The organism is Pseudomonas sp. nanlin1 (assembly GCF_045571515.1).
Classification (GTDB): domain Bacteria; phylum Pseudomonadota; class Gammaproteobacteria; order Pseudomonadales; family Pseudomonadaceae; genus Aquipseudomonas.
This window is the reverse complement of sequence record NZ_CP124218.1, coordinates 3,864,560-3,889,870: the sequence shown is the minus strand read 5'-3', so window position 1 is coordinate 3,889,870 and position 25,311 is coordinate 3,864,560. Positions and strand designations below refer to the sequence as shown.

Sequence of the window (25,311 nt, the reverse complement as noted above, 5' to 3'; positions counted from 1 at the left end):
GGGTCACATCCGAAATATGCCGAAACGGCTGTCTTCGATGGGGGCATTCAGCGCAGCGCTGATGGCTAGGGCGAGGATTTCACGGGTTTGCGCGGGGTCTATCACGCCGTCGTCCCATAACCTTGCACTGGCATAGAAAGGGTGTGCCTGCTGTTCATATTGTTCGATGAGGGGCTGCTGCAAAGCCTGATGCTGTTCTTCGCTGAACGGCTCGCCACGCCGCTCGCTTTGTTCACGTTTGACCTGCAGCAAGACCCCAGCGGCTTGTTCCGCACCCATCACGGCGATTCTTGCGTTGGGCCACATCCACAGCAGGCGAGGGTCGTAGGCGCGGCCACACATCCCGTAGTTGCCAGCGCCAAAGCTGCCGCCAATGATTACAGTGAACTTGGGCACCCGGGCGCAGGCGACGGCTGTGACCAGCTTGGCGCCATGCTTGGCGATGCCGCCGGCCTCGTATTTCTGCCCCACCATAAACCCGGTGATGTTTTGCAGGAACACCAGCGGTATGTGCCGTTGGCAGGCCAGTTCGATAAAGTGCGCGCCTTTTTGCGCGGCCTCGGCGAAGAGGATGCCGTTGTTGCCCAGAATCGCCACGGGCTGCCCGTGCAGGTGGGCAAAACCACACACCAGGGTTGTACCGAACAGGGCCTTGAATTCATCGAAAACGGAGCCGTCCACTAGGCGCGCGATCACTTCGCGGACATCGAAGGGGTGTTTCGGGGAGGCGGGAACCACCCCATATAGCTCTTTAGCATCGTACAGCGGCGGTACCACCGGGCGCAGCTGCACATGGCCCAGCTTGCGCCAGTTGAGGTTGGCGATACAGCGCCGGGCCAACGCCAGGGCGTGTTCGTCATTGTTCGCGTAGTGGTCGGCCACCCCGGACGTGCGGCAATGCAAGTCGGCGCCCCCCAGATCCTCTGCGCTCACCACCTCACCCGTGGCGGCTTTGACCAAGGGCGGGCCGGCCAAAAAGATGGTCGCTTGTTGGCTGACCATGATGGTCTCGTCGGACATGGCCGGCACATAGGCGCCCCCGGCGGTGCAGGAGCCCATTACCACGGCGATCTGCGCGATGCCCTGGGCGCTCATGTTGGCTTGGTTGTAGAAGATTCGGCCAAAATGTTCGCGGTCGGGAAACACCTCGTCCTGGCGGGGCAGGTTGGCGCCGCCGGAGTCCACCAGGTAGATGCAGGGTAAGCGGTTCTCTTGGGCAATCGCTTGGGCACGCAAGTGCTTTTTGACCGTAAGGGGGTAATACGAACCGCCTTTGACCGTGGCGTCGTTAGCGATAATCATGCACTCGACCCCCTCCACCCGGCCGATCCCGGCGATCAGCCCGGCGGCCGGAACCGCTTCGTCATAGACTCGATACGCGGCCAACTGGCCGATTTCGAGAAAGGCCGAACCTGGGTCAAGCAGCCGGTCGACCCGGTCCCGAGGCAGCAACTTGCCCTTTGCCACGTGCCGCGCCTGGGCCTGGGCGCCGCCGCCTTCGGCCACGTGCGCCAGCAGGTCATGCAAAGCTTGCACCTGCGTGGTCATGGCCAGAGCGTTGGCCTGGAACTCAGGGGAGCGCGGGTGCAGGCGGGTTTGCAGAATAGCCATATCGCTGAAGTCTCTTGGTGAGTGATAGGTTCGCTACTCGCTTTCTTTGAACAACTCGCGCCCGATCAGCACGCGCCGGATTTCGCTGGTCCCGGCACCAATCTCATACAGCTTGGCGTCGCGCAGCAGGCGCCCGGTGGGGTATTCGTTGACGTAGCCATTGCCGCCCAGGATCTGGATGGCCTGCAGCGCCATCTCAGTGGCGCGCTCGGCGCAGTACAGGATCACCCCGGCGGCGTCTTTGCGCGTGGCTTCACCCCGGTCGCAGGCCTGGGCCACGGCGTATAGGTAGGCGCGGCTGGCGTTGAGCTGGGTGTACATGTCGGCGACCTTGCCCTGAATCAGCTGGAATTCCCCGATGCTTTGGCCAAATTGCTTACGCTCATGGATGTAGGGCAGCACGGTGTCCAGGCAGGCTTGCATGATCCCGGTGGGGCCGCCGGCGAGCACCACCCGTTCGTAGTCCAGCCCACTCATCAATACCCCAACGCCACCGTTGAGGGGCCCGAGGAGGTTTTCCTCGGGGACTTCCAGGTCGCTGAAGAACAGCTCGCAGGTGTTCGAACCGCGCATGCCCAGCTTGTCGAACTTGGGCCCGCGGCTGAATCCGTGCCAGTCCCGCTCGACGATAAACGCGCTGATGCCGTGGGCGCCGCGCTCGAGGTCGGTCTTGGCATAGATGACGTAAGTGCTGGCATCCGGGCCGTTGGTGATCCAGGTTTTACTGCCATTGAGCACGAAGCGGTCGCCGCGGCGCTCGGCCCGCAGCTTCATCGAGACCACGTCCGACCCCGCTCCAGGCTCGCTCATCGCCAGCGCGCCGACCTGTTCGCCGCTGATTAAACTGGGTAGGTACTTGAGCTTCTGAGCGTGGCTGCCGTGGCGGTTGATCTGGTTAACACAGAGATTGGAGTGTGCGCCGTAGGAGAGCGCGACCGAGGCCGAGCCTCGGCTGAGCTCTTCCATGGCAATCACGTGGGCAAGGTAACCGAGGCCTGCACCGCCGTAGGCTTCTGGTACCGTAATGCCCAACAAGCCCATGTCGCCCAGGGGGCGCCACAGGTCGTCGGGGAAGCTGTTGTCGCGGTCGATCTGAGCGGCGCGGGGGGCAATCTGTCGAGCTACGAAATGCTGTAGCTGGTCACGCAGCAGGTGCAAGGTATCGCCGAGGGCGAAGTTCAGAGAGGTGTAGCCCATGGGGTGACCGTCCGTTGTTTATTATTATCGGTTTCTGCATTACCTTTACGTTAACGTAAGCCTGCAACTGTATTCTGTCAACGCGTAGGAGGGGGTCTTGCCCCCGATCTTTTGCTTTTGGTTTTGGTTTTGCTGTTGTGCGGGGTTTGGAAAAGCTCGGGGCCAAGGCCCCTCCTACGGCCAAGGCCCCTCCTACGGATATGGGCCCTGCGCGGTTTGGGCGGGGGCGCAAACGCAAAGAGGGGAGCCGGTTAGGGCTCCCCTCGAGTAGGTTGCGTGCTCTTTCTTATTATTGAGGGGCGGCCTATTGTTGTTTTTATCAGCCGTGGCCCGTACCGCTATTTTAAGTGGCCCCCATGCGGGGCCAAGAGCAACGTATTTTTTTGACCGCTGACCTACCAGGGCAGGCCTTCTTCAAAAAAATCAGTTGGCTTCGTCTCTGTCGCGTTTGTTCTTGTTATGTCAGAGCCGTTATCTATTGTTTTTATTGGGTATCGGTTTTTATTGTTGTTATGCCATAGAGATAGCATACGCCGTGCCAACTAAGTGAAATGCTTGTGGATCAATGGGTTGCGATTTTCCTCGAGCCTGCACAGCGCCGCAAGTGAGGAAATTTGTTCCCGTGTTACACAATGTGTGGGAAGTGCCGTGGGGGGCGGTAGCACTGCGCTGGGATTGTATGAATGTCAGAAAGCACAGAGGGGAGCCTAGGCTCCCCTCAAGGGTGATGAACGTGCTCGTTTTTATTATGCCGGGGTGGCCTATTGTTATTGTTGTCAGCCATGACCGGTCGCGCTGTTTTGTTGACCCCAATCGGGGTCGAGAGCAAACGTATTTTTTTGACCGCTGAACTGCCGGAGCAGGCCCTCTTCAAAAAAATCTGTTGGCTTCGCCTCTGCCGCGTTTGTAGTTATTTTGCCAGAGTCGAGAATCTTATTTTTAGGGGTGACCATTTTTTATTCTTGTTGTACGAAGTGAATAGCACGAGCTGTGCCAAAATCTGAAATGCTATATAAATCAGTAGGTTGATTTTTCAAGGCGGGCTCATAGCCCATTTGCCTTGGTCAATCTGTTTCCGTGTTACCCGTTCGGGTGGGTCGGCTGTGGGGCCGGTAGCACTTGCAATGCACGGGCTACCCGCGACGCGTTGGCGCGGCCTAGCACTTGGCAGATACGTTGGCCTGCCTGCAGCAGGCGCTGCCTATCGACTCCAGTGGCGATGCCCAGCCCATCGAGCATGTACAGCACATCTTCGCTGGCGACATTGCCGCTGGCGCCTTTGGCGTAAGGGCAGCCGCCAAGGCCTGCGACAGAGGTGTCGAATACGCTGAGCCCCTCCAACAGGCTGGCGTAGATATTCGCCAGGGCCTGGCCATAGGTGTCATGAAAATGCCCCGCCAGGTGCTCACGTGGCACCTGCTTAGCGACCTGTCCGATCAGGCGGCGGGTGGCGCCTGGGGTGCCGGTGCCGATGGTGTCTCCCAGGGACACTTCATAACAGCCCATGGCGTAGAGGGCATGGGCGACGCTGGCCACCTGGCTAGCGCTGACGTTGCCTTCGTAGGGGCACCCGAGTGCGCACGACACGTAGCCGCGAACACGCATCCCCAGGCCCTTAGCAGCGAGCATCAGTGGTTCAAAACGGTCCAGGCTTGCGCGGATGCTGCAGTTGATGTTGCGCAGGGAAAACGCCTCAGAAGCCGCGGCAAATATCGCCACCTCGCTGGCCCCAGCCGCCACCGCCGCCTCGAAACCGCGCAGGTTGGGGGTGAGCACCGCATAGGTGACGCCGGGCTGGCGGGAGATGCCGCTCAAGACCTCGGCGCAACCCGCCATTTGTGGCACCCAGCGCGCTGACACGAAACTGCCCACTTCGATGTGGCGAAAGCCGGCCGCGCTGAGGCCGTCGACCAGCGCAATGCGCTCGGCCAGGGGGATGCTACCTGGCTCGTTTTGTAATCCGTCGCGCGGGCCGACTTCCACTAACCTTACCGCCGCAGGCAGTGTCATAGGGTCAGGCCTCGCTCATGCGCAAGTCTGCGAGGGCCTGTTCACAGCGCTCTTGGGCGGTATCGAGTTCCAGTTGCATCTGATGGATGTCGAGCAGTTGCTCGCGCAATTGCGCCCGGCGCTCGGCAATTTTGTCCATCAGGCAGGTCAACTGTTTCTGGTTGCCGCTGGGGTCATAAAGGTCAATCAGCTCGCGGCATTCGGCCAGGGAGAAGCCGATCCGTTTGCCGCGCAGAATCAATTTCAGGCTGACCTTGTCGCGGGCTGAGTAGACCCGTTCCTGCCCACGCCGTTGGGGGCTGAGCATGCCCTGTTCTTCGTAAAAGCGAATGGTGCGGGTGGTGATGTCCAGTTCCCGCGACAAGTCGGAGATGCTGTAAGTCTGGCTGCTCATGGGCGCGCTCGCGAGGAGGAGGTGCCCATCACGCTAAGCCAACGCTTACGTAAACGTCAAGAAGGGGCGTGGATCCGTGTACTAGTAGACCCAGACCTCCACCCGCTGATTTTTCAATCGACCACCGTCAACGTCATTGCTGGCCACCGGCAATTGGCTGCCCATGGCCTGAATATCGCGCAGCACCACGCCGGCCCGAAACAGTTCCCGGCGTACGGCCATGGCGCGCAGTTTTGACAGCAGGATGGCGCGCTCAGGGTCGCGTTTAGCGTCGCCGAAGCCCACCAGGGTCAAGCGTTTGTGGCCTTTGTCGTAGCGCTGCACGTAAGCCAGCACCCGTTGCAGATCTGCCAAGGCTTTATTGTCCAGGCTGGCGCTGCCTTCGGCGAAGCGAAAGTTTACCGACAGGCGCTTGGCTTGCCCGGCCAATTGCTGGTAGCGGGGCGGCATGGACGGGTCTACGGGAACGGTCATGGCCTGAACGGTCTGTGCCACGAAGCCCTGTTGGGCTACCACCGCCTGGCCCGGCTCGCTCTGGCTGAAGTCGACCAGCGCCTGCGCCCATGGCGCAATGCGGGTGGGCGGCAGGTAGAAGTAAAGGCGTCGCGACAATGGATAGTCTTCGGTGGCAACCAAGGCGGCGCTGGGCAGCATAGGTTGACCCTCGCCATCGGCAATGGCCAACGCACGAGCCTGGCGCACATAGGGCAAACCGATGAAGCCGATGGCCTGGGGGTCTTGGCTGACCTGTTGCGATAACGCCTCACTGGACTCAAAACGTTGCGCGCGCGGGCTCAGCGAGGCATTCCTAGGTTTGAGAACCAACTCCCTGAAGGTCTCCCAGGTGCCTGACTGGTCATCACGGGCATACAGATGCACCGCGCCTTTACCGCCCAGGGTGGCCCAGTCGCTGATCTCCCCACTGAACAGGCGGGCGAGTTGTTCGGTGCTCAGCTGACGCAGCGGGTTGCTGGGGTGCACGATAACCGCGACACCGTCGATGGCAATCACGTGCTCCGCGTCAGCGCAGGTCATGTCACCCAGGTTCTCCAGGCTTTTCCGCTCGCGGGGGTTGATGGGCCGCGACGAGCTGGCCAAGTCGGCGTTGGCAGTGCCCAGGGCGGTAAAGCCGGTGCTCGAACCGTGGGCGGCGATGTCGATATAAACCCGTCGCCCCTGGGCGTCCAGCGCGCTGGCCCGCTGTTCGTTGGGGGCAAGGTCCTGGGTTTCGATGGCGCTCAGGCCCTTTTCTCGTAACAACCCCTGCACCAATGCGGGCACCAGGCTGCTGCCCATGGTGTTCGAGCCCTGAATACGCAGCACCGGGGTATCGGCCAACGCGACCCACGGCAGGCATAGGCCACAGAGAACGGCAAGGATGCGAATAGGCGGCATGGGGCGGGCACTTGGGGGAAGGTGCCCGCAGATTAAGTCAGAGGTGTTGCCGATTCATGACAGTTCGAGCCAGATCGGCGCGTGGTCAGAAGGCTTTTCCATGCCACGCAAGTCGTAGTCCACGCCCGCCGCCTTGACCCGTGGCAGAAGGCCCGTGGAGGTCATGATCAGATCAATGCGCAGGCCGCGCTTGGGCTGGTCTTCGAAGCCACGGCTGCGGTAGTCGAACCAGCTGAACCGGTCAGCGACCTCGGGGTGCAGGTGGCGGAACGTATCGGTCAGCCCCCAGCCTTTCAAACGCGCCATCCACTCACGCTCCTCAGGCAGAAAGCTGCATTTACCGGTCTTCAACCAGCGCTTGGCGTTTTCCGCGCCGATGCCGATGTCGCAATCTTCCGGCGAGATGTTCACATCGCCCATCAGCACTAATGGCTGGCTGTGGCTGAACTGGCCCTCCAGGAGGTTTTGCAGGTCGGCGTAGAAGCGCTCTTTGGCTGGGAACTTCGTCGGGTGGTCACGGCTTTCACCCTGGGGGAAGTAGCCGTTCATGATGGTCACGGGCTGCCCATGCTCATCGGCGAAGGTCCCCCAGATAAAGCGCCGCTGAGCGTCTTCGGCGTCGCCGCTGAAGCCTTTGTGCAGCTCCAGCGGTGCCTGACGAGACAGTAGAGCAACGCCATAGTGGCTCTTCTGCCCGTGGTAGTGCACGTGATAGCCCAAGGCTTGAACGTCGGCCAGCGGAAATTGTTCGTCCGACACTTTGGTTTCCTGCAGACCGATGACGTCTGGCTGGTGCTTTTCGATCAACGCGGCCAGCTGATGTGGGCGTGCTCGCAGGCCATTGATGTTGAACGACACGATCTTCATGGAGGCAGTCCTGGCAAAATTGGCATACTAACATCCGCATCATTGTTACTGCGTGGTTCTTAGGCGCAGAAAAAAGGAACCGGCGCGGTACCATGGGCTCAATACAGCATCTGCCCAAGGACTTCCCGCCATGCCTGACTCCGCGCCTGCCAAGGCCGAAATACGTACGCTGGACCGTGGTTATGCGCGTGAAGCGCGTGCGCTGCTTTATGAGGCCTATCGCCAGGATCCAACCGTCGCCTATCTGTTCGAGGCCGACCGGCCTGGCTATGAAAAGCGTATGCGCGTGATGGTGCGCGAGCGAGTCCGGCAGCACTTCTACCAGCAGCTACCCGCATTGGGCCTGTTACGGGACGATCGCTTGATCGGCATTGCCCTGATCGCGCCGCCGCAACGCCGCTTGGGCGTGACCGAAAGCTGGGCATGGCGCTTGCGTATGTTGATTGGCACCGGCTTGCGCTGCACACGGCGCTTCCTCGAGTACCACGACTCGGTCATGGCCTGTCGGCCGAACGACTCTGTACATGTGTTGCCACTGCTGGCACTGCACCCGCAGGCGCAAGAGCAGGTCTATGCCGAACAGCTGATCACCGCAGTGCACAATTGGTGCGCAGTGGATGAACACTCCGAAGGCGTTGTGCTGGACACCGGTAACCCTCGTTACCTGGCGTTCTACCAGAGCCAGGGCTACACCAAGATTGGCGAAATAGCCGTGGGGCCTTTGACCGAACACGTGTTTTTTCACCCCAACCCGGAAGTGCTAACGGCTGCTGCGTGAGTGGCGGCCCATTGCACGTGATAGCATTTGCTTCATGAAGCGTTCAGTAAAATTCGCCAGCACGTTAATGCTGCTGACCACCGCCCTTGGGGTTCACGCGCAGAGCGCGCTGGACGTTCGAGTCAACCCTGCTAATGCTCCGCTCAAAGCCAACATTGAAGGTTATATCGGTAGCCTCGGCGACCGTGACGAGCAGGCGCTCCTGCGCTTCAGCCGCGCGGCGGAGGAACAGGCGCGCAAGGCTGCTCAGGCTCTAGGCTATTACCAAGCGAGAGTGGAGAGCCAGGTGACTGCGGGTCAGCCGCCAACCCTGGCCATCCGCGTCGAACCGGGTGAGCCTGTGCACTTGCGTAACGTGGTGATCCGCGTCGACGGCCCCGCTAGCCAGCTCAAGGGTTTCCGCGTTCCGGATGGGCGTAACCTGAAGCAAGGAGCGGTGCTCAACCATGGTTACTATGAAGACGCCAAACGCCTGATTCAGAATCAAGCATCGCGCTATGGCTTTTTCGCTGGACGTTTCACGGCACAGAGCCTGGCCATCGACCCCCAAGCCGGGGTCGCCGACCTGCAGTTGATTTTCGACAGCGGCCCACGTTACAGCCTGGGCAAGGTGCATTTCGAAGGCGACACGCCGTTCGATGATGAACTCCTCCAGCGCATGGTGCCCTTCAAAGAAAACACCCCCTACGATTCCGAACGAGTCGCCGAGTTGAACCAAGCGTTGCAATCGAGCGGCTATTTCGACGGTGTGCGGGTGGATGCCGCACCCACGGCGGCACAGGGGCAGGTCATTCCGGTAGACGTGCAACTGGTCACCCGCAAACCGCGAACCATGGGCTTGGGCCTGGGCTATTCGACTGACGTCGGGCCCCGAGGCAAAGCCAACTGGACCCGCCATTGGGTCAACCCCCAGGGCCATAGCTATGGCGCGGAAATGGAACTGTCGGCGCCGCGGCAGAACGTTGGGTTATGGTATGACGTGCCGTTGGACCCGCCGCTCACCGACAAATTGCGTTGGGCAGGTGGTTACCAATACGAAGAAATTTCCAACACCGATACCCTCAGTAAATTGCTCACCGTTGGCCCTGAGTGGCACAGCAAGCTGCCCAGTGGCTGGCAGCGGGTGATATCGCTCAAATGGCAACGCGAAGAGTATCGGCTGGGCGACGATTCCGGCCTGAGCACGCTGCTGATGCCGGGCGTGAGCTATATCTATCTGCGCAGCGACAACAAAGTCGACCCCCACCATGGCTACCGCCTGCAGTTCGACACCCAAGTCGCCAAAGAGGGCCTGCTCTCCGACACCAACCTGGTGCACAGTACCCTGCAGCTCAAGGGGTTGACCACGCTGTGGCAGAACCACCGTTTCCTCGGGCGAGTGCAGGTGGGGGGCAGCGCCACCAACGGTTATCGCTCGATTCCCCCGTCTTTGCGCTTTTTTGCTGGCGGCGATCAAAGCGTGCGCGGCTACGACTATCAGAGCCTGTCCCCGGAAAACTCCGATGGCGACCGCATTGGTGGTCGCTACATGGTGGCCGGCAGTCTCGAGTATCAGTATTCCATCGCGAAAAAATGGCGCGTGGCGACCTTCGTCGACCAAGGTAACTCCTTCAACAGCCTGGACCTGCCCAATCTGAAGACCGGGGTTGGGGTCGGGGTGCGTTGGGTTTCGCCGGTCGGGCCGTTGCGCCTTGACCTCGCCCACGCGCTAGACGATGACGGTGGCTTTCGTCTGCACTTTTCCATGGGGCCTGAGCTTTGATTCGCGTTTTGAAAATAGCAGGGCTGAGTGTTCTGGCACTGCTGATGACCTTGATATTGGCGCTATGGATGGTGCTGGGCAGCACCGCTGGCAGCCGCTGGGCACTGGGCTGGGTGCCCGGGTTGCAGGTGGAGGGCTTTGAAGGCCGCCTGGGCGGGCAATGGAATGCTACCCGAGTGGTGTGGCAACAAGGGCAACAACGGGTCGAAGTATTTGAACCAGTGCTGCAATGGGCCCCAAGCTGCCTCCTGCGCCTAACACTGTGTGTGCCTCGGCTGGAGGCCAGGCAGATCGATTTGCAGTTACCGCCTAGTACTGAGGCCAGCGCAGACGGCCCCTTGCAATTGGCGGATCTGCGGCTGCCGCTGGGGGTAGAGTTAGGTGTCGTGCAGATCGGCAGCCTACGCTTGAACGCAGTCGAACAGTTCCAAGGGTTGCAGCTCAGTGCCCGCTGGACGGCAGCCGGCCTGCAGATCGACAATGCGCGGGTACAGCGCGACGACCTGGCCCTGGAGCTCAGCGCAACTCTGGACCCCCAGGGCCAATGGCCGCTGCAAGGGCAGGTACAACTGCAATTGCCCTCGGTCGACGGCAAAGCCTGGCACCTCAACCTCGCGCTCACGGGCGAGCTGCTGCAGAGTGTAAAGGTGCAAGGTCAGAGCAGCGGTTACTTGAGCGCCAATGTCGAGGGCCAGGTGCAACCCCTGGCTGAGCACTATCCCGCGCGCCTGCGGCTAACCAGTGAGGCGTTCAAACCCAGTGCGGGGTTGCCCGAGACCTTACAGTTGCAGCAGCTGCAACTGCTGGCCGAAGGCGATTTACAAACGGGCTATAAGATCGACGGCCAGGCGCGGCTGCCGGCCGAGCAGCAAGCCATGGCCTTGCAGCTACAGGGGCGCGTTGACGCTAAAGGCGCCGACATCACGGCCCTTGATCTGCGTGCCGACGACACCCACCGGGTGGCCTTGAGCGGGCGTGTCGATTGGGCGCAAGGACTCGCGGCCGATGCCAAGCTCGACTGGCGTGACTTCCCCTGGCAGCGCTTGTACCCGGTGGCTGCCGAACCTGCGGTGCGGGCGCGGCAGTTGACTGCTGAAGTGTCCTGGAGAGACGGCCACTACCTGGGCAACTTCCAGGGTAACCTCGATGGCCCGGCAGGCCCTTTCAGTGTCGCCAGCCCTTTTAGCGGGGATCTGCAGCGCCTGTACCTGCTGGAACTGCAAGTGCTGGCCGGGCAAGGGAAGGCCGCAGGCCACCTGAACCTGGATTTCGCTGACGGCGTGGCCTGGGACACCGCCCTGGATTTGAGCAACCTTGACCCCGCCTATTGGGTCGCACCGCTGCCGGGTCGCCTGGCCGGGCCTTTACGCAGCAAGGGGCAATGGCGCGATGAGCGTTTGCAGGCAGATGCCGACCTTGACCTTAAAGGCCAACTGCGTGGCCAGCCGGCGGTCTTGTTGCTCAAAGCCTCCGGCGCAGGCCAGGCCTGGACGCTCGGCGCCCTGGACGTGCGTCTGGGGGCAAACCGAATACACGGCAGTGGCAGCCTGGAGCAGCGCCTGGCCGGGCGCGTCGACCTGGACCTGCCGCGGCTCGGCCAACTCTGGCCCGACCTGCAAGGCCGGCTCATGGGCCGTTTGGATGTCGCCGGTACCCTGCAAGCGCCCCAAGGGCAGCTCACATTGCAAGGCCAGCAACTGGCCCAAGCGAACAACCGGGTGCACAAGCTCGACCTGCGAGCAGTACTCGACAGCGCACAGAAGGGGCGATTAGACCTCAGTGGCGACGGTATACGTGCCGGCGAGACAGAGCTAGGCAGCCTGCACGTCAACGGCCAAGGCGATCAGCAGCGCCAGCAACTGCAGCTGTCATTGCAAGGGCCAACATTACGGACGGCCCTGGGGCTCGACGGTACCCTGCAGCAGGGTAATTGGCGTGGCCGCGTAGCCACCGGCCAAGTGCAGTTCGGTGGTCAGGACTGGCGTTTACAAAGCCCCGCGAGCCTGGTCCGCTTGGCCAACGGCCAGATCGACCTCGGCGCCCATTGCTGGCGGTCGGGCGCTGCCAGCTTGTGCGGTGAGGATCAGCGCCTGGTGCCAGAGCCCCGGTTACGTTACCACCTCAAGCAATTCCCGCTGCAAAGCCTCGCCCAATGGCTGCCAAAGGACTTTGCCTGGGACGGCAATCTGGATGCCGATGTTGCTTTGGACCTACCCGCCAACGGGCCCAAAGGGCAATTGCTGATTAACGCCGACGGCGGCACCCTGCGTGTGCGCGACAAAGGTCAGTGGCTTAGCTTCCCCTACCAGACCCTGCGTATGCAAAGCCAGTTGGCGCCTACTGCGATCGACACACAGTTACGTTTCGTGGGCGGAGCCCTGGGTGAATTGCAGGTCGATACGCGCATTAACCCCTTGCCTGCCAATAAGCCGCTGACTGGGCAGTTTCGTCTGACGGGTGTCGACTTGTCCCTGGCTCGGCCGTTTTTGCCGGGTGTCGAGCGGCTTGCCGGGCGCCTTGACGGCAGCGGGCAGATCTCCGGCGGCCTGCTGGCGCCACAGGTCAATGGCAATGTCACCCTAAGCGGTGGCGAGGTGTCCGGCGCGGAGCTGCCCATGAGCGTCGAACAGCTACGCCTGACTGCGCAGATTGTCGGCGAGCGGGTGCAGCTACAAGGTGCCTGGAAAAGCGGCGAGGCCGGGCAGGGTAGTTTGACCGGCAGCGTGGCCTGGGCCGAGGCCCTGGCGGTGGACTTACAGCTCAAAGGCTCACGGCTACCGGTTGTGGTGGAGCCTTACGCCGTGTTGGAGGCCGCGCCTGATTTGGCGATTAAGGTCGAAGCGGGGCGCTTGGTCGTTGCCGGCAAAGTACGTATTCCCAAAGGCAATATAACCGTCAGGGAGTTGCCGCCATCGACGGTCAAGTTGTCCGACGATGCCCACATCGTGGGCAACCAGACCGAGCAGGGCGCCGCGCCGCTGGCGGTGGCCATGGACATCGACGTGCAAGTTGGCGAAGACAAGTTGGCGTTCAGCGGCTTCGGTTTGACCGCCGACTTGCTGGGTCATGTGCACATCGGCGATAACCTGGACACCCGTGGCGAACTCAACCTTAAGGACGGACGCTACCGGGCCTACGGCCAACGCCTGACGATCCGCCGCGCGCGTTTGCTGTTCGCCGGCCCCATCGACCAGCCTTATCTGGACATCGAAGCCATTCGTCAAACCGACGATGTGATCGCCGGTATTCGCCTGACCGGCAATGCGGAGCAGCCCACCACCGAGGTGTTCTCGGAGCCGGCCATGAGCCAGGAGCAAGCATTGTCGTATCTGGTATTGGGGCGCCCCTTGAGTACGTCGGGCGAGGACAGCAACCTGGTTGCCCAGGCGGCCCTAAGTCTGGGCCTTGCGGGCAGCTCATCGACCACCGGCAAGCTGGCCAGTGATTTAGGCATCGAGGACTTCCAACTGGACACCCAAGGCAGCGGCAATACGACTAGCGTCGTCGCCAGCGGTAACCTGACCGAGCGTTTGACCCTGCGATACGGGGTCGGTGTGTTCGAACCGGCCAACACCATTGCGTTGCGCTACCTGTTGAGCAAACGGGTGTATCTGGAGGCAGCCAGCGGCGTAGCCAGTTCGTTGGATATTTTCTACAAACGCGACTTTTAACCGGCGTCAGCGCTAGGCTCAGGGTCTAGCGGGCGAGTGCGGACCGGGCTGATCAGCTGGGTGTATTCCTCTATCAACCGGTTGAGCGCTTCCGGCGGTTGCCTGGCTTCGAACTTGAGGCTGATCTGCACCTCATTGGGGTCACGGTCCTGGCTGTTGCGCTTGTCGGCGCCCAGGGTCACCGAAAACCGTTCGTAGTGCGCTTCGCCATTCTCCAGTTCCCGTTGAGCCTGTTCGACTTCGCAGGCTTTTATTCTGACCGAAAGATCCACGTTCATTGCTTCCAGGGACAGCCCGCGAGGGGTCACCAGGGCAATCATCGGGATCTGCATGGTGTGATCGGCATCCACAGCGACCTCGACCATCTTGGCGCGCATCGGCACGGCGGGGTTTTCAGGGTCACCATCGAAAAACTGACTGAACAACTTGATGTATTGCTGGGCAATCAGCTGGTTGGTTGCCGCTGCCGCTTCGTGCAGGCCGCGGGTGATATGGCTCAGGTCGCTGCCTGTCATAGGCGCCTTGGCGGGTTTGAAGAAAGACATTCAGGTAGCTCCTTGAAAGAGACGCGGGTGCGCCTGGACCATTGGCCAGGCGCACCCGCTGGAAACGCTCACTTAGGATTTCACGGGCGCTGCTTTGATGGAATCTTGTTTTTTAGCGCTATGTTCGGCCTGATCAGTGTTGGCCTTCACGTCAGGCATTGGCAGCGTCGACACCGGCAGCTTCTCTTTATTTTCGATGGTCACGCCCGGCATGCGTGTTGGCTTGGTCGCGGTTTCGGTGAGGAATTCGATAACCCGCATCAGCGCTTCAGGTGGCTCCTGGCGGGCGACCCGGGTATTGAAGCTATAGCGGGCGCGGGTATCGGTCTTGCGGGTTTGCGAGGATTTGTGGCTGACCTGGCCTTTGAGGCTGAGGCTGAAAGGCCCCCAGCCAAATTTACCGGTCATCTCGCCACCGGCGTCCGTGCTTTTAGTGTCCATCGCCTGCTGGCTAATGGTCAGTTCGAACTCGATATTGCCTTCTTCGATGGCGATGTTTGGGTGGGTCACCGCCGCGATCAGCGGGATCTGCATCTTGCGAGCGATGGTGCCTTTGTAAGCGCCCTCGCTATCGGTGACGGTTTCATCGTATTCGAACTGAATTGCGACCGCTTTACCGCCCTGAATACACACGCCCATCAAGAAGTCGGCGTAGGATTTGCTGGCGCTGACCTGAGCTTTGATCATTGCGTCCAGAGGGGCGGCGATCATTTTGTCCAGGGGGATGGCATTGATTACCGAACCGATCAGTTCATTGTCGATTTGACTCATGTGAGATGTCCTTATCCTTGCGCTGGCGCGTCATTGCGCCGAGCTGCCGGACCAATGTGCGGCCTGGCCCTTGGAATGTTCAGCAGGCAGTGTTACCCATTGGCAGTGCGGCGGATATTGCCGATCTGGCGCAGGCTCAAGCCGTACTTGTCGGCTAAGGTACTGCGCGAGCAGCCGTTGGAGCTTTCTTCTTGGATTTTTTGGTTGCGCAGCTGCCGTAAGAAGTGGTCAACCTTAGGGATCTCCAGCGCCAGCCCGGCAAAACGTTTAATCAACGCAGCCAGTGCATCCGGGGGCAAGGCTTTGGCCAGGGCAGTGCGCTGAGGGTTTTTCGGGATATATTTCGGGCGGCCCCCGTAGAGGCGGGTAAGGCGGTAGGCTTGTTCGACACCGATGCATTCGATCAGCATTTGCAGGGATCGGGGTAATTGGCGGGTATCGACCCTGTTGAGTTCATTGATGTCCATCCTGGACTTCCTCGCAGTTGGGTGGGCATCGCAGCGATGCCGTGAAAGGTGCGTTGCCATTTTTGTCTACGAGGAGATGTTTGCGGTAGACAGCAAGACAGCCTGGCCCGCCCGGCTTTAGGGACGGAGTAGGTAGGAAACTGGCCGTTAGCAAGTACGTCGCAGGTAAACTCACGGGGGGTTGAGCGAGCAAAATGGCGAGCGGAGGTCGTTGGACTTACTTCAGGGTCAGGTAAGCTTGTTTGGGGGAAGCGGCGGGAGCGCTTGTGCGGTTCACAAGCGCGAGGTGCTTAACGCCCTTGACTGAAACCCGGACCGGGCCCATGACCCGGCCCTGGGCCACCGCCACCGTGTCCGCCACCACCACCGGGTGGCATGAAGATCCAGCAGCCGCTGAGGCTCAAGATAAACAACGTTGGAATCAGCCATGTGATTCGACGAAACATTAGCAAGCCCTCATAGATGATAAAGCGCGCGATCGAACAGGCGCTGTAATATGAGACAGCCTGGGCAGCCGACCGTCCTCAAAATAAGGTATGGGCTTGGTAAGCTCGGCGTTACACAGTCGATATAAAGCATTCGATATGAAAGCAACCAATAGAACAGTTTCGGGAACCGGTAATGACTCAGGCACAACGCATCAAATACTCAATCGTTATTTCCATCCTCGTACTGCTGCTGATGCTAGGGCTGTCTTGGCTGCAAAGTACCGGCGCGATCAGCGAAAAGCTGTTCCAGTACATCGCCATTGCCACGGCCGTGCTGGTGGTGGTCATTAATGGCGTTATGCGCCGCCGGGTGAAGTAGGTTCAATGTTGCAGCATGGTCTGGGTCTGCTCGGTCAGCCGGTAACATTTGTCGGCTTCGAGCACGATGACCCCTTCGCCCTCAAGGCGCTTTAGCACTTCTCTGACGCTGAGAAAGGATAGCGGTAGGCCCAGTTCTTCCAGGTGGCTGTGCACCCCTCTAACGCCAATACTGCGATCGTTTTCGGCAGCCTTGAGCAAGGCGTCGATGACCTTGAGGCGGATCAGGCTGGTGCGCAGCCCAAAGCTTTTGAGCAAGCGCTTGATCTGCTCGTTCGCCCCGCGGGTCGAGTCGGCAAAAGGCGATGCGGGGGTTGCGGGTGCATTGCGTAAACGCGCCAAGGCGCGCAAGTGCTCCTGCGAATGCTGCATATGAATTCTCCTTTTCAAAACCAGTCCGGGAAAGCGTGTGATGCTCATACCCTATAGGACGTTCGAGCGCGAGCAATCCTGAACGCTTGAGTGTAGAAATTTTCTTGTGGGCGCCGCGGGCGCCTGTATTCATTGAGCTTAGGCGATTAATTTTACGCCGCTGACTTCGTTCACTCATCAGTGAATAATCTTTGCGATGAATCAGGAGTCGGTGTGATCTATAGCAGGCAATTACCCGTTTGGTGCCTTGCGGGGCTGCTGTTGGGGGTGGCAGCGCCGCTGCAGGCGCGCGAGGTTTCCAGCTCGCCGACCCAGGCTCAAGTGCGCTGGACCAGCTATGGCATACCGCACATCCTGGCCGCCGACGAGCGTGGTCTTGGTTACGGTATCGGCTATGCCTACGGGCAAGACAACCTCTGCCTGCTGGCCAACGAAGTCCTCACCGTCAATGGCCAACGCTCGCGCTACTTCGGTGCTACCGCGCGCACAGCTGAGCAGCGTGACAACCTCACCAGTGATTTATTTTTCACCTGGCTCAATACCCCAGAGGCGCTGAGCGCGTTTTGGGCGGCGCAGAACCCCGATATGCAACAGCGCCTGCAGGGCTACGTCGCCGGGTTCAATCGCGCCCTCGATGAGCGGCGCCGCACCGGCTTACCAGCGGCCTGCCAAGGTGCGCAGTGGCTACGGCCGATTACCGTCGAGGATCTGCTCAAACTGACCCGGCGCTTGTTGGTCGAGGGCGGGATCGGCCAGTTTGCCGAGGCCTTGGCGGCGGCGAAACCGCCCACAGCGGCCACGGCCAGCCAGGGGCAGGGTGCCGAGGCGTTTCAACTGGCCGAGCAACGCCGCCAAGGCTTCGCCCTGGAGCGGGGCAGCAACGCCGTGGCCATCGGCCGCGAGCGCTCGGCCAATGGCCGCGGGATGCTGCTGGCGAATCCGCATTTTCCTTGGTCGGGCGGCATGCGTTTTTACGAGATGCACCTGACCATTGCCGGCAAGCTGGATGTGATGGGGGCGGCGCTGCCGGGGCTGCCGGTCATCAATATCGGCTTTAACCGCGACGTTGCCTGGAGCCATACCGTCGATACCTCCAAGCACTTCACCCTGTATCGCTTGCAGCTCGATCCTGCCGACCCCAGCCGTTACATGCTGGACGGCGTTTCTACCCCACTCCAACGAAAACGCCTCAGCGTAACGGTCAAAGGCGCGGACGGCCAACTCCAGGAAGTCTCCAGAGACCTCTACAGCTCGGCCTTCGGGCCGGTCATTACCTGGCCAGGGCGGTTGGATTGGAATACCCAGCAAGCCTTCAGTTTGCGTGACGCCAACCTCGACAACGACCGCGTGCTGAGCCAATGGCAACAGATGAATCAGGCCACCGGCCTGGACGCGCTACAGGCCTCGATCGCCAAGACCCAAGGTATTCCGTGGGTCAACACCCTGGCCACGGATGCCCAAGGCCAGGCTTTGTTCTTGAACCAGTCGGTGGTGCCTTACGTTGACGCACAGCTGTTGGCCCAATGCGCCGGGCCGCAGGCAAACCCCGCCATGGTGGTGCTCGACGGCAGCCGCAGCGCCTGCCAATGGAAGGTGGACCCCAGCGCCGCCCAACCTGGCATATTTCCAGCGTCGCGCCTGCCGCAGTTGCGGCGTACCGACTTCGTGCAGAACTCCAACGATTCGGCCTGGCAGACCAACCCGGCCCAGGCGCTGACCAGCTATTCTCCGCTCATCAGTCAAGACGCCATCGAATTGAGCCCCCGGGCCCGCTTCGCCCTGCAGCGGCTGGGCCAGGGCGGCAAGCTCGGTGTCGCGGACTTACAGCGCATGGTCATGGACAACCAGGTTTACTTGGCCGAACTGGTCTTACCCGACCTGTTGGCAGCCTGTTCCACGCCTGCAGCCGTGAAAGCTGTGTGCAGCCAACTACGCGCCTGGGACGGTAAAGCCAACGTCGACAGTAACCTGGGTGTGCTGCACCTGAATAACATCATGACGGCGTTGAAAAACCTACCCGGTGTCTGGCGTGTGCCGTTTGACGCGGGCGACCCGCAGCACACGCCGCGGGGCATTGCCATCGAGCGGCCCGAGGTGGCGCAGGGGGTACGCCAGGCCATGCTCGCGTCCCAGGCGATGAGCGAAAAAAATCAACTCACGCAACCGCACTGGGGCGACGTGCAAGTCTCCCGGATCGGCACCCACACCTTGCCGATCCACGGTGGCCCGGCCAGCCTGGGTGTTTATAACGCGATGCAGAGCATCCCCAGCGAGGGCCATCTGCAGGTGGTCAGTGGCACCAGTTATCTGCAGGTGGTCAGTTTCGACGGCCATGGCCCGCAGGCCCAGGGCCTGTTGGCGTTCTCCCAATCCAGCGACCCACAGTCCCCCCATGCCAGCGACCAAACCCGTGCTTTCTCACGCAAACAATGGCAAACCCTGCCCTTTACCGAGGCGCAGATCACTGCCGACCCGCAGTACCGCGTGCAGACCATCTCAACCCTTGGGGGTCGGTGAAATGCTGTTGAGTACGGTATCGCCCCGGGCATTCTGGGTCAGGTAGACCGGTAATACCTTCGGCAGGCTGGTGACCAGACGCTCGATCTGGGCGGTATTGAAAATACCACCGATACGGATTGCCCCCGTTCTGGCATCGGCCAGGGCGAGGGGTTTGTTGAGGTATCGGTTGATCAGCGGCAGGGCATCGGCCAGGGGCAGGTTGTCGAGCACCAACTCCCCGTTGCGCCAGGCCAGGGTGTTGTCGTTGGCGTAAATTTGCTGGAGCTGAGGCTGGAAATCGCCTGCTTTGTAGCGCGCCTGCATGCCGGGGTCGAGCCGGTAACCTGGGTCTGCCTGGTTGCTGCTGACCAGCACCGAGCCTTCGAGCAGGGTCACCTGCACTTGGTCTTGATAGCGCCAGACATTGAAGCGGGTGCCCGTGACCGTGACTTTGCCGTCACCAGCCTTGACCACGAAGGGGTGCTGGCGGGCATGGGTGACGTCAAAGAACGCTTCGCCCTGGCTCAGGGTGACGCGGCGCTCGTTCTTGTAGTTGCTGAAGGTTATGGCCGAGTGCAGGTTGAGTTCGACATGGCTGCCATCGGCCAGCACCACTTGCTGGCGAGCGGCCTGGCTTTCGAAGCGCTGCCAATGGTTGGGCAGCCATCCGAGTTCCCAACCGCCCCAACCGGCCACGGGTAGCCCTAAGATGATTGCCAACGCGGCAGCCAACTGCCGTCGCCGTGGCGATGCCCGGCGCACAGCTGGCATCGGCAAGTCCCCCGCGACCTGCCAAATCTCGCGCATGGCGTCGAACTCCACCTGATGCAGTGGGGCCTGCGCCAGCCACGCCTGAAACTCAGCCCGCTCGGCGTCTGTGCAGTCGGCTTCCTGCAAGCGCATGCACCACTGTGCGGCGGCTTCGCTAATGCTGTCTTGCTCGGCGTTGGGTGGGGCTGCGTGACTCATGGCTTTATCCCGGTTTTCGCTATTCTAAGCTCGGCAGAGGCTGACGAGAACAGTCGATAATGGCATTTGTGTATTAGTTTGAACTTAGTTTTTCTTTGCGCATTCCAAATGACTGCAGGCAAGAGGGCCTCGCCCACTAATACGTACCTGATAAAAAATCGATGGAGTATCAAGATGATCAAAAAAACATTGACTGCCCTGGTTGCTACTTCTGCTTTGATGACTGCCGGCATGGCATTGGCCGATCGCCCCGGCGCGGGCTGGATCACCATTGAGAAAGCCATAGAAACCGCTAAGGCCAAAGGCTATACCGAGGTTTGGAAGATCGAAGCCGACAATGACGGCTACTGGGAAGGGGAAGGGCGCAAAGCCGATGCTACCGTCTACGAGTTCCGTATCGATGGCACCTCGGGCAACTTTTTGCGCGAGCAAAAGGATTAATCCACTCGTTTTACTTTAGACACGCCTTGCCCCCCGTCACACCGGTCACTAAAAGCCTAACAGGGGGTGAGGTTCGCTCAGTGGGCATCACTCAACGCGGCAGCGGCCAACCCCGCAGGGTTTTCGGCCGAGGCGCTGCGTAGGTCCGCACCTTCGACGTACTCAGCCCCAGGCGCACCAGGGCCTGCGCCAGCGTAACCGCAGCGGTCACGCCATCCACTACGGGAACACCTGTGCGCTCGCGGATGATCTGGTCCAGCCCGGTCATGCCGCCACAGCCCAGAATGATCACTTCCGCGCGGTCCTGGCTCACCGCCAACTCTGCTTGTTCGACAATCGCTTGCAACGCTCGCTCGGGCTCTTGTTCCAACTCAAGCACCGCAAGGCCGCTGGCCCTGACCGATGCGCAGCGGCTGTCGAGGCCTGCCAGGCGCAGGCGATCTTCGATCAGCGGCAGGGTACGGTCCAGGGTAGTGACCACCGAGTAGCTGCGGCCCAATAACATCGCCACACTGGCACCGGCCTCGGTAATGTCCACGACGGGGACGTCGAGCAGTTCTTGCAGGCCCTCGCGGCCGTGCTCGCCGTAGCCCGCTTGAATCACCGCGTCGAAGGGCTGGTCGTAGGCCATCACTGCATCCATCACGCCGATGGCAGCCATGTAGCTCTCGAAGTTACCCTCCACCGACACCGCGCCGAAACGCGGGGTCAGGCCAATGATTTCAGTGCCGGGCGCGGCGACGCTACGGGCTTGTTCAGCGATGGCTTGGGTGATGGACTCGGTGGTGTTGACGTTGACGATCAGGATGCGCATGGAAATTGGCCTCAAACAGCTCTAGTCTCACCGTGCCAGGCATGGTGAGCGACGAGCATTCATCCTACCGCGTCGCTGCCGGCCGCTCCACTTTTGAGAACCCACTATGCCTGATCCGTCTCTGTCCTTAGTTGAACTTGAGCAATTGCTCGAGCGTATCTTCCTCAACCACGGCACCTCCCAGGATGTAGCCCGTAGCCTGGCCGCCAATTGTGCTGCAGCGCAGCGCGATGGCGCCCACAGTCACGGTGTGTTCAGGATGCCTGGCTATTTGTCGAGCCTGGCCAGCGGCTGGGTCGATGGCCGCGCCGTGCCCTTGGTCGAAGACATTGCCAGCGGTTACGTCAGCGTTGACGCCGCCGGTGGCTTCGCTCAACCGGCACTGCAAGCGGCGCGGGCCCTGTTGGTGAGCAAGGCGCGCAGCGCCGGGATTGCCGTATTGGCCATTCGCAACTCGCACCATTTCGCCGCGTTGTGGCCCGATGTCGAGCCGTTCGCCCGTGAAGGGTTGGTGGCATTGAGTGTGGTCAATAGCATGACCTGCGTGGTGCCCCACGGCGCCAGCAAGCCGCTGTTCGGCACCAACCCCATCGCGTTCGCGGCGCCCTGTGAAGGGCGCGACCCGGTGGTGTTCGACATGGCCACCAGTGCGCTGGCCCACGGCGATGTGCAGATCGCGGCACGCGAGGGCCGCCAGGTCCCGCCGGGTAGCGGCGTCGACCGCGATGGCCAGCCGACCACCGACCCCGCAGCGATATTGCATGGCGGCGCATTGCTGCCATTCGGCGCCCACAAGGGTTCGGCGTTGTCGATGATGGTAGAACTACTGAGCGCTGCGTTGACGGGGGGACATTTTTCGTTCGAGTTCGACTGGTCCCGGCACCCGGGTGCGCAAACGCCATGGACCGGCCAATTGATCATCGTGATTGACCCGGCAAAAAGCCCTGGCCACGGCTTCGCTGGGCGTTGCCGCGAGTTGGTCGAAAGAATGCACGAGGTGGGTCAAGCGCGCCTGTCCGGGGACAGGCGCTATCGGGCGCGGGAAATGGCCGATCGTGAAGGCATCCGCCTTACCCCTGAGCATTTGCAGCAGTTGCAGGCGATGGCGGCAGGGGTAGGCTAGCCAATGGTGCAGTCAGGTTAGTCGCGGCGGCCTAATAACAGCCCCGCCAGCACCCCTGCTGCGGCGGCGATCGCCACCGTCTGCCAGGGGTGGCCACCGATGTAGTTCTCAGTGGCTTCGACCATGGGCTGGGCGCGGCTACTCACGCCAGCCATGGCGTCACGGGCTTGTCTGAGTTTGATACTGACCTGGGCACGCAGCGTTTCACCTTCGTCCCCCACCAGTGATGCGCCTTCCTTGAGGAGCTTCTCCGACTCTTCAATCAGCGCTTGCAGCTCGCTGAACGCCTGGTCCTTGATCTGATCTTCTGCAACCTGTGCGGGTGTTTTGCGCGCCATGGGGACTACTCCTGAGTCAGTGAACGGCTGTAAACGATTGAGTTCGCCGCCATGGGAAAGTTGCACCGGAGTTTGCCCGGGCGGTGCTTAATCAGGTGGCGTAAAGGGTGTACCATGGCGCCAGTTTTTTCTGCGACAGGAACCTGTACATGAGCTTCAACCTGGCCAATAGGCCCTTCGCCGAGCGCGCCGTCCTCGAAGATGAAAAAGCCCGCTTATTTGAACTGTGGCAAGCCAACCTCGGCAAAGCCAAGGCAGACGCCGCCCGTTTGATCGCTGAAAAGGCCAAGCGCAAAGGCAAATGGGCGGAGTGGGTTCGCGCCGAACTCGACCTGCTGTCGCCTCCCGAATATGCCGGGATGGTGCGTAGCGAAGTGAATAAGCTGATGGCTGCGAACCGCTAGGTTTTATTTCAGCAGCTTGGCGAAGTGATCCAGCGCCAGCTTGTAACCGTGGGTGCCAAACCCGGCGATCACGCCCACGGCGATCAATGAGATATACGAATGATGGCGGAACGCTTCGCGCTTGTGCACGTTGGATATGTGCACCTCCAGCGTGGGCACTTCACTGGCCGCCAGCGCGTCATGCAGCGCTACCGACGTATGAGTCCAGGCCCCAGGGTTGATCACGATACCGGCGACACGGCCGCGCGCCTGGTGAATCCAGTCGATCATCTGCCCCTCATGGTTGGTCTGTTGGCATTCAACGGTAAAACCATGGGCCTGGCCGCTGCGCTGGCACATCTGTTCGACATCAGCGAGGGTTTCGTGGCCATAGACCGTCGGCTCGCGTAAGCCGAGCATGTTTAGGTTCGGACCGTTGAGCACCAATATGATGGATGACATTGTTGTTCCTCTGGGCTAGTAATTAGAACGCTGGCGCACCGGGCGCCTCAGGTGGCTGACGGCGCAGCCGAGTATAAAGGTGGCTATGCCCCATAGCGCGGCGTTGATCCACAGCCAGCTGCTGGCCGACCAGTGTGCCGCTAAACCGTGATGAAAGTGCAGCGCCAACTGCGACGCCGGGAAGTTCAACAGGCTGAGGAGCGTCTGGTGCTGGGCCAGGAAATTGCACGCTTGGGTGTCGCTGCTGCAGAAAAACAAGCTGGCCTGGGCCAGGCGGGTCAGTAGCAAATCGGCCAGGGCGGCCAGGCCGGCAATAACCAGCAACCGCCCGTAGGGCATGCGCGCATCAGTCATGGTGGGCACCGACGATAGATAGGCGCTCAGGATATCCATAAATAGCGTTCGAAACGATTCGTATCGAGGTTTTCTTCAACGATTCGGGCTCCGCTGCGCGGTTGTAACGCTGAACAGCGCACGCGTGCTCAATGAAAAATGATTATTACTACCCCGCATAAAGCCCGCTGTTTTAATGGCAATCGGGCACTTTGCATGAGTGGTTTCTTCATATTATTTGCTAAATGATTGAATACATTGATTTAAATGTATCGAGGGTGAGTGGCACATGCTCTGCAACAAATTGTTTCGAAGCATTTGAATACTGTTCGTCCTTGCGGGAGCAAATAAAAATGACGACTCACCCCGACACTTACCCCTCTGCCGTTAATCACCAACTCAACCAATCCGGCGTCTCATGGCCGGCCATCTTTGCCGGTGCGGCGGTGGCTGCTGCACTCTCTCTGATTCTCATGCTGTTGGGCATGGGCCTTGGATTCTCCGCCGTCTCGCCCTGGGCAGACACCGGCGTTAGCGCCAAGGGCCTGGGTATATGGGCAATTGTCTGGCTGGCGCTGACGCAGATCATTGCCTCGGGCATGGGCGGGTACTTGGCGGGGCGCTTGCGAATCAAGTGGTCCACGGTGCATACCGATGAGGTGTACTTTCGCGACACCGCCCATGGCTTTTTGTCCTGGGCCATCGCCACCTTGGTCACCGCCGTGCTGGTGGTCGGCTCTTTGGGCAGCCTGGTGGGCGGCGGCGTGCAAGCGACTGCCAATGTAGCCTCCGGGGTGGTCAGCGCCGCCGGTTCGGTCGGGGCGGGCTCGGCCAGTAACGCCGACCCTTATGGGTATTTCGTTGACACGTTGTTTCGCGACAACCGCCCGGTGGCCGTAAATGACGATGCCGCACGCAGCGTAGTGACGCGGATTTTTGTGCGTACCTTGGATAACGATGGTCAGCTGATCCCTGCGGACCGAGCGTACCTGGCGCAGTTAGTCTCGCAGCGCACCAACCTTACGCCTGCCCAGGCAGAGCAGCGGGTCGATCAGGTGTATATGCAGGCGCGGCAGGCTGCGACCGATGCCAAGGTCGCCGCACAAGAAGCTGCGGACACCGCCGCGAAAGTCGCGGCCTGGACCAGCTTGTGGATGTTCGTCGCGTTGCTGATCGGTGCGTTCTTCGCCAGCCTGGCAGCAACATTTGGCGGCCGTCGCCGCGATGAAGTGATTCACCTCAACGCTGACCACCTCTCCCATACCCCCGTAGCGCCTGTGCGCGCCTGACTGAAAGGAACCTT

Annotated in this window: 25 protein-coding genes; 9 read left to right on the top strand and 16 right to left on the bottom strand. The window is 60.8% G+C overall.

The window, feature by feature from the left end; translation table 11 throughout:
- Positions 1-3 precede the first annotated feature (3 nt).
- The 7 genes from QCL65_RS17870 to xthA form a co-directional block, all read right to left on the bottom strand.
- A complete protein-coding gene (locus QCL65_RS17870; protein ID WP_407311044.1) occupies positions 4-1,611 on the bottom strand; it encodes a carboxyl transferase domain-containing protein in 1,608 nt (535 codons plus the stop codon).
- Between the two features lie 33 nt (positions 1,612-1,644).
- On the bottom strand, positions 1,645-2,808 hold the full coding sequence (locus QCL65_RS17865; protein ID WP_407311042.1) for an isovaleryl-CoA dehydrogenase: 1,164 nt from the start codon (positions 2,806-2,808) through the stop codon (positions 1,645-1,647).
- A gap of 776 nt (positions 2,809-3,584) precedes the next feature.
- The gene (locus QCL65_RS17860) at positions 3,585-3,761 is read right to left on the bottom strand and encodes a hypothetical protein (RefSeq protein WP_407311040.1); all 177 of its coding nucleotides are present in this window, start codon (positions 3,759-3,761) and stop codon (positions 3,585-3,587) included.
- A 127-nt stretch (positions 3,762-3,888) separates the two neighbouring features.
- Complete coding sequence (locus QCL65_RS17855) at positions 3,889-4,818, bottom strand: hydroxymethylglutaryl-CoA lyase (RefSeq protein ID WP_407311038.1); 930 nt, start codon at positions 4,816-4,818, stop codon at positions 3,889-3,891.
- Positions 4,819-4,822: 4 nt separating this feature from the next.
- Entirely contained in the window at positions 4,823-5,212 is a 390-nt protein-coding gene (locus QCL65_RS17850) for a MerR family transcriptional regulator (protein WP_407311036.1), read from the bottom strand.
- A gap of 81 nt (positions 5,213-5,293) precedes the next feature.
- Positions 5,294-6,607 carry a substrate-binding domain-containing protein gene (locus QCL65_RS17845; RefSeq protein WP_407311034.1) on the bottom strand — a complete coding sequence of 438 codons (1,314 nt, stop codon included), beginning with the start codon at positions 6,605-6,607 and terminating at the stop codon, positions 5,294-5,296.
- 54 nt (positions 6,608-6,661) lie between these two features.
- Complete coding sequence (xthA, locus tag QCL65_RS17840; protein WP_407311032.1) at positions 6,662-7,474, bottom strand: exodeoxyribonuclease III; 813 nt, start codon at positions 7,472-7,474, stop codon at positions 6,662-6,664.
- Positions 7,475-7,604: 130 nt separating this feature from the next.
- Here xthA and QCL65_RS17835 point away from each other — a divergent pair, with 130 nt between their 5' ends.
- The 3 genes from QCL65_RS17835 (at position 7,605) to QCL65_RS17825 (ending at position 13,685) form a co-directional block, all read left to right on the top strand.
- Complete coding sequence (locus QCL65_RS17835) at positions 7,605-8,252, top strand: GNAT family N-acetyltransferase (protein WP_407311030.1); 648 nt, start codon at positions 7,605-7,607, stop codon at positions 8,250-8,252.
- A gap of 67 nt (positions 8,253-8,319) precedes the next feature.
- Positions 8,320-10,014, top strand: a complete 1,695-nt coding sequence (locus QCL65_RS17830; RefSeq protein ID WP_407316917.1) for an autotransporter assembly complex protein TamA — start codon at positions 8,320-8,322, stop codon at positions 10,012-10,014.
- Complete coding sequence (locus QCL65_RS17825; protein WP_407311028.1) at positions 10,011-13,685, top strand: translocation/assembly module TamB domain-containing protein; 3,675 nt, start codon at positions 10,011-10,013, stop codon at positions 13,683-13,685. The genes QCL65_RS17830 and QCL65_RS17825 overlap by 4 nt, the downstream gene beginning before the upstream one ends.
- Here the strand turns inward: QCL65_RS17825 and QCL65_RS17820 are convergent.
- The 3 genes from QCL65_RS17820 to QCL65_RS17810 form a co-directional block, all read right to left on the bottom strand.
- On the bottom strand, positions 13,682-14,230 hold the full coding sequence (locus QCL65_RS17820) for a DUF2589 domain-containing protein (protein ID WP_407311026.1): 549 nt from the start codon (positions 14,228-14,230) through the stop codon (positions 13,682-13,684). The genes QCL65_RS17825 and QCL65_RS17820 overlap by 4 nt on opposite strands.
- 72 nt (positions 14,231-14,302) lie before the next feature.
- The gene (locus tag QCL65_RS17815) at positions 14,303-15,001 is read right to left on the bottom strand and encodes a DUF2589 domain-containing protein (protein ID WP_407311024.1); all 699 of its coding nucleotides are present in this window, start codon (positions 14,999-15,001) and stop codon (positions 14,303-14,305) included.
- A 92-nt stretch (positions 15,002-15,093) separates the two neighbouring features.
- On the bottom strand, positions 15,094-15,468 hold the full coding sequence (locus QCL65_RS17810; RefSeq protein ID WP_407311022.1) for a Mor transcription activator family protein: 375 nt from the start codon (positions 15,466-15,468) through the stop codon (positions 15,094-15,096).
- A 621-nt stretch (positions 15,469-16,089) separates the two neighbouring features.
- Here QCL65_RS17810 and QCL65_RS17805 point away from each other — a divergent pair.
- Positions 16,090-16,275, top strand: a complete 186-nt coding sequence (locus tag QCL65_RS17805) for a hypothetical protein (protein ID WP_407311021.1) — start codon at positions 16,090-16,092, stop codon at positions 16,273-16,275.
- 2 nt (positions 16,276-16,277) lie between these two features.
- Here the strand turns inward: QCL65_RS17805 and QCL65_RS17800 are convergent, their stop codons facing one another.
- A complete protein-coding gene (locus QCL65_RS17800) occupies positions 16,278-16,646 on the bottom strand; it encodes a fe2+ zn2+ uptake regulation protein (RefSeq protein WP_407311019.1) in 369 nt (122 codons plus the stop codon).
- Positions 16,647-16,859: 213 nt separating this feature from the next.
- Between QCL65_RS17800 and QCL65_RS17795 the strand changes: the two genes are divergently transcribed.
- Complete coding sequence (locus tag QCL65_RS17795) at positions 16,860-19,163, top strand: acylase (RefSeq protein WP_407311017.1); 2,304 nt, start codon at positions 16,860-16,862, stop codon at positions 19,161-19,163.
- Here QCL65_RS17795 and QCL65_RS17790 read toward each other — a convergent pair.
- A complete protein-coding gene (locus tag QCL65_RS17790) occupies positions 19,143-20,114 on the bottom strand; it encodes a FecR family protein (protein WP_407311015.1) in 972 nt (323 codons plus the stop codon). The two genes, QCL65_RS17795 and QCL65_RS17790, sit on opposite strands and share 21 nt — an antisense overlap.
- 174 nt (positions 20,115-20,288) lie before the next feature.
- On the opposite strand from QCL65_RS17790, the gene QCL65_RS17785 reads away from it, so the two are divergent.
- On the top strand, positions 20,289-20,555 hold the full coding sequence (locus tag QCL65_RS17785; RefSeq protein WP_407311013.1) for a PepSY domain-containing protein: 267 nt from the start codon (positions 20,289-20,291) through the stop codon (positions 20,553-20,555).
- A 91-nt stretch (positions 20,556-20,646) separates the two neighbouring features.
- On the opposite strand, the gene QCL65_RS17780 is transcribed toward QCL65_RS17785, so the two are convergent.
- Positions 20,647-21,369 (bottom strand): aspartate/glutamate racemase family protein, encoded by a 723-nt coding sequence (locus tag QCL65_RS17780; protein WP_407311011.1) that lies wholly within the window; start codon positions 21,367-21,369, stop codon positions 20,647-20,649.
- Positions 21,370-21,475: 106 nt separating this feature from the next.
- Between QCL65_RS17780 and QCL65_RS17775 the strand changes: the two genes are divergently transcribed.
- Positions 21,476-22,492, top strand: a complete 1,017-nt coding sequence (locus tag QCL65_RS17775; RefSeq protein WP_407311009.1) for an Ldh family oxidoreductase — start codon at positions 21,476-21,478, stop codon at positions 22,490-22,492.
- 17 nt (positions 22,493-22,509) lie between these two features.
- Here the strand turns inward: QCL65_RS17775 and QCL65_RS17770 are convergent, their stop codons facing one another.
- The gene (locus tag QCL65_RS17770; RefSeq protein ID WP_407311008.1) at positions 22,510-22,830 is read right to left on the bottom strand and encodes a YqjD family protein; all 321 of its coding nucleotides are present in this window, start codon (positions 22,828-22,830) and stop codon (positions 22,510-22,512) included.
- Between the two features lie 149 nt (positions 22,831-22,979).
- Here QCL65_RS17770 and QCL65_RS17765 point away from each other — a divergent pair, with 149 nt between their 5' ends.
- Positions 22,980-23,234 carry a hypothetical protein gene (locus QCL65_RS17765; protein ID WP_407311006.1) on the top strand — a complete coding sequence of 85 codons (255 nt, stop codon included), beginning with the start codon at positions 22,980-22,982 and terminating at the stop codon, positions 23,232-23,234.
- A gap of 3 nt (positions 23,235-23,237) precedes the next feature.
- On the opposite strand, the gene aroQ is transcribed toward QCL65_RS17765, so the two are convergent.
- Together aroQ and QCL65_RS17755 are read right to left on the bottom strand one after the other, a co-directional pair.
- Positions 23,238-23,675: a type II 3-dehydroquinate dehydratase gene (gene aroQ, locus QCL65_RS17760; RefSeq protein ID WP_407311004.1), complete on the bottom strand. Its 438-nt coding sequence runs from the start codon at positions 23,673-23,675 to the stop codon at positions 23,238-23,240.
- Positions 23,676-23,690: 15 nt separating this feature from the next.
- Positions 23,691-24,068 carry a hypothetical protein gene (locus QCL65_RS17755; protein ID WP_407311002.1) on the bottom strand — a complete coding sequence of 126 codons (378 nt, stop codon included), beginning with the start codon at positions 24,066-24,068 and terminating at the stop codon, positions 23,691-23,693.
- Between the two features lie 293 nt (positions 24,069-24,361).
- Here QCL65_RS17755 and QCL65_RS17750 point away from each other — a divergent pair, with 293 nt between their 5' ends.
- Complete coding sequence (locus QCL65_RS17750) at positions 24,362-25,297, top strand: hypothetical protein (RefSeq protein ID WP_407311000.1); 936 nt, start codon at positions 24,362-24,364, stop codon at positions 25,295-25,297.
- Positions 25,298-25,311 lie beyond the last annotated feature (14 nt).

Excerpts from the sequence above, each read along its gene's own strand:
- QCL65_RS17870 (WP_407311044.1), bottom strand. The coding sequence starts at position 1,611 with ATGGCTATTCTGCAAACCCGCCTGCACCCGCGCTCCCCTGAGTTCCAG.
- QCL65_RS17865 (WP_407311042.1), bottom strand. The coding sequence starts at position 2,808 with ATGGGCTACACCTCTCTGAACTTCGCCCTCGGCGATACCTTGCACCTG.
- QCL65_RS17800 (WP_407311019.1), bottom strand. The coding sequence starts at position 16,646 with ATGCAGCATTCGCAGGAGCACTTGCGCGCCTTGGCGCGTTTACGCAAT.
- QCL65_RS17815 (WP_407311024.1), bottom strand. The coding sequence starts at position 15,001 with ATGAGTCAAATCGACAATGAACTGATCGGTTCGGTAATCAATGCCATC.
- aroQ (WP_407311004.1), bottom strand. The coding sequence starts at position 23,675 with ATGTCATCCATCATATTGGTGCTCAACGGTCCGAACCTAAACATGCTC.
- QCL65_RS17850 (WP_407311036.1), bottom strand. The coding sequence starts at position 5,212 with ATGAGCAGCCAGACTTACAGCATCTCCGACTTGTCGCGGGAACTGGAC.
- QCL65_RS17835 (WP_407311030.1), top strand. The coding sequence starts at position 7,605 with ATGCCTGACTCCGCGCCTGCCAAGGCCGAAATACGTACGCTGGACCGT.
- xthA (WP_407311032.1), bottom strand. The coding sequence starts at position 7,474 with ATGAAGATCGTGTCGTTCAACATCAATGGCCTGCGAGCACGCCCACAT.
- QCL65_RS17780 (WP_407311011.1), bottom strand. The coding sequence starts at position 21,369 with ATGCGCATCCTGATCGTCAACGTCAACACCACCGAGTCCATCACCCAA.
- QCL65_RS17785 (WP_407311013.1), top strand. The coding sequence starts at position 20,289 with ATGATCAAAAAAACATTGACTGCCCTGGTTGCTACTTCTGCTTTGATG.
- QCL65_RS17765 (WP_407311006.1), top strand. The coding sequence starts at position 22,980 with ATGAGCTTCAACCTGGCCAATAGGCCCTTCGCCGAGCGCGCCGTCCTC.
- QCL65_RS17775 (WP_407311009.1), top strand. The coding sequence starts at position 21,476 with ATGCCTGATCCGTCTCTGTCCTTAGTTGAACTTGAGCAATTGCTCGAG.
- QCL65_RS17755 (WP_407311002.1), bottom strand. The coding sequence starts at position 24,068 with ATGGATATCCTGAGCGCCTATCTATCGTCGGTGCCCACCATGACTGAT.
- QCL65_RS17770 (WP_407311008.1), bottom strand. The coding sequence starts at position 22,830 with ATGGCGCGCAAAACACCCGCACAGGTTGCAGAAGATCAGATCAAGGAC.
- QCL65_RS17820 (WP_407311026.1), bottom strand. The coding sequence starts at position 14,230 with ATGTCTTTCTTCAAACCCGCCAAGGCGCCTATGACAGGCAGCGACCTG.
- QCL65_RS17805 (WP_407311021.1), top strand. The coding sequence starts at position 16,090 with ATGACTCAGGCACAACGCATCAAATACTCAATCGTTATTTCCATCCTC.
- QCL65_RS17790 (WP_407311015.1), bottom strand. The coding sequence starts at position 20,114 with ATGAGTCACGCAGCCCCACCCAACGCCGAGCAAGACAGCATTAGCGAA.
- QCL65_RS17855 (WP_407311038.1), bottom strand. The coding sequence starts at position 4,818 with ATGACACTGCCTGCGGCGGTAAGGTTAGTGGAAGTCGGCCCGCGCGAC.
- QCL65_RS17860 (WP_407311040.1), bottom strand. The coding sequence starts at position 3,761 with ATGGTCACCCCTAAAAATAAGATTCTCGACTCTGGCAAAATAACTACA.
- QCL65_RS17845 (WP_407311034.1), bottom strand. The coding sequence starts at position 6,607 with ATGCCGCCTATTCGCATCCTTGCCGTTCTCTGTGGCCTATGCCTGCCG.
- QCL65_RS17750 (WP_407311000.1), top strand. The coding sequence starts at position 24,362 with ATGACGACTCACCCCGACACTTACCCCTCTGCCGTTAATCACCAACTC.
- QCL65_RS17810 (WP_407311022.1), bottom strand. The coding sequence starts at position 15,468 with ATGGACATCAATGAACTCAACAGGGTCGATACCCGCCAATTACCCCGA.
- QCL65_RS17830 (WP_407316917.1), top strand. The coding sequence starts at position 8,320 with ATGCTGCTGACCACCGCCCTTGGGGTTCACGCGCAGAGCGCGCTGGAC.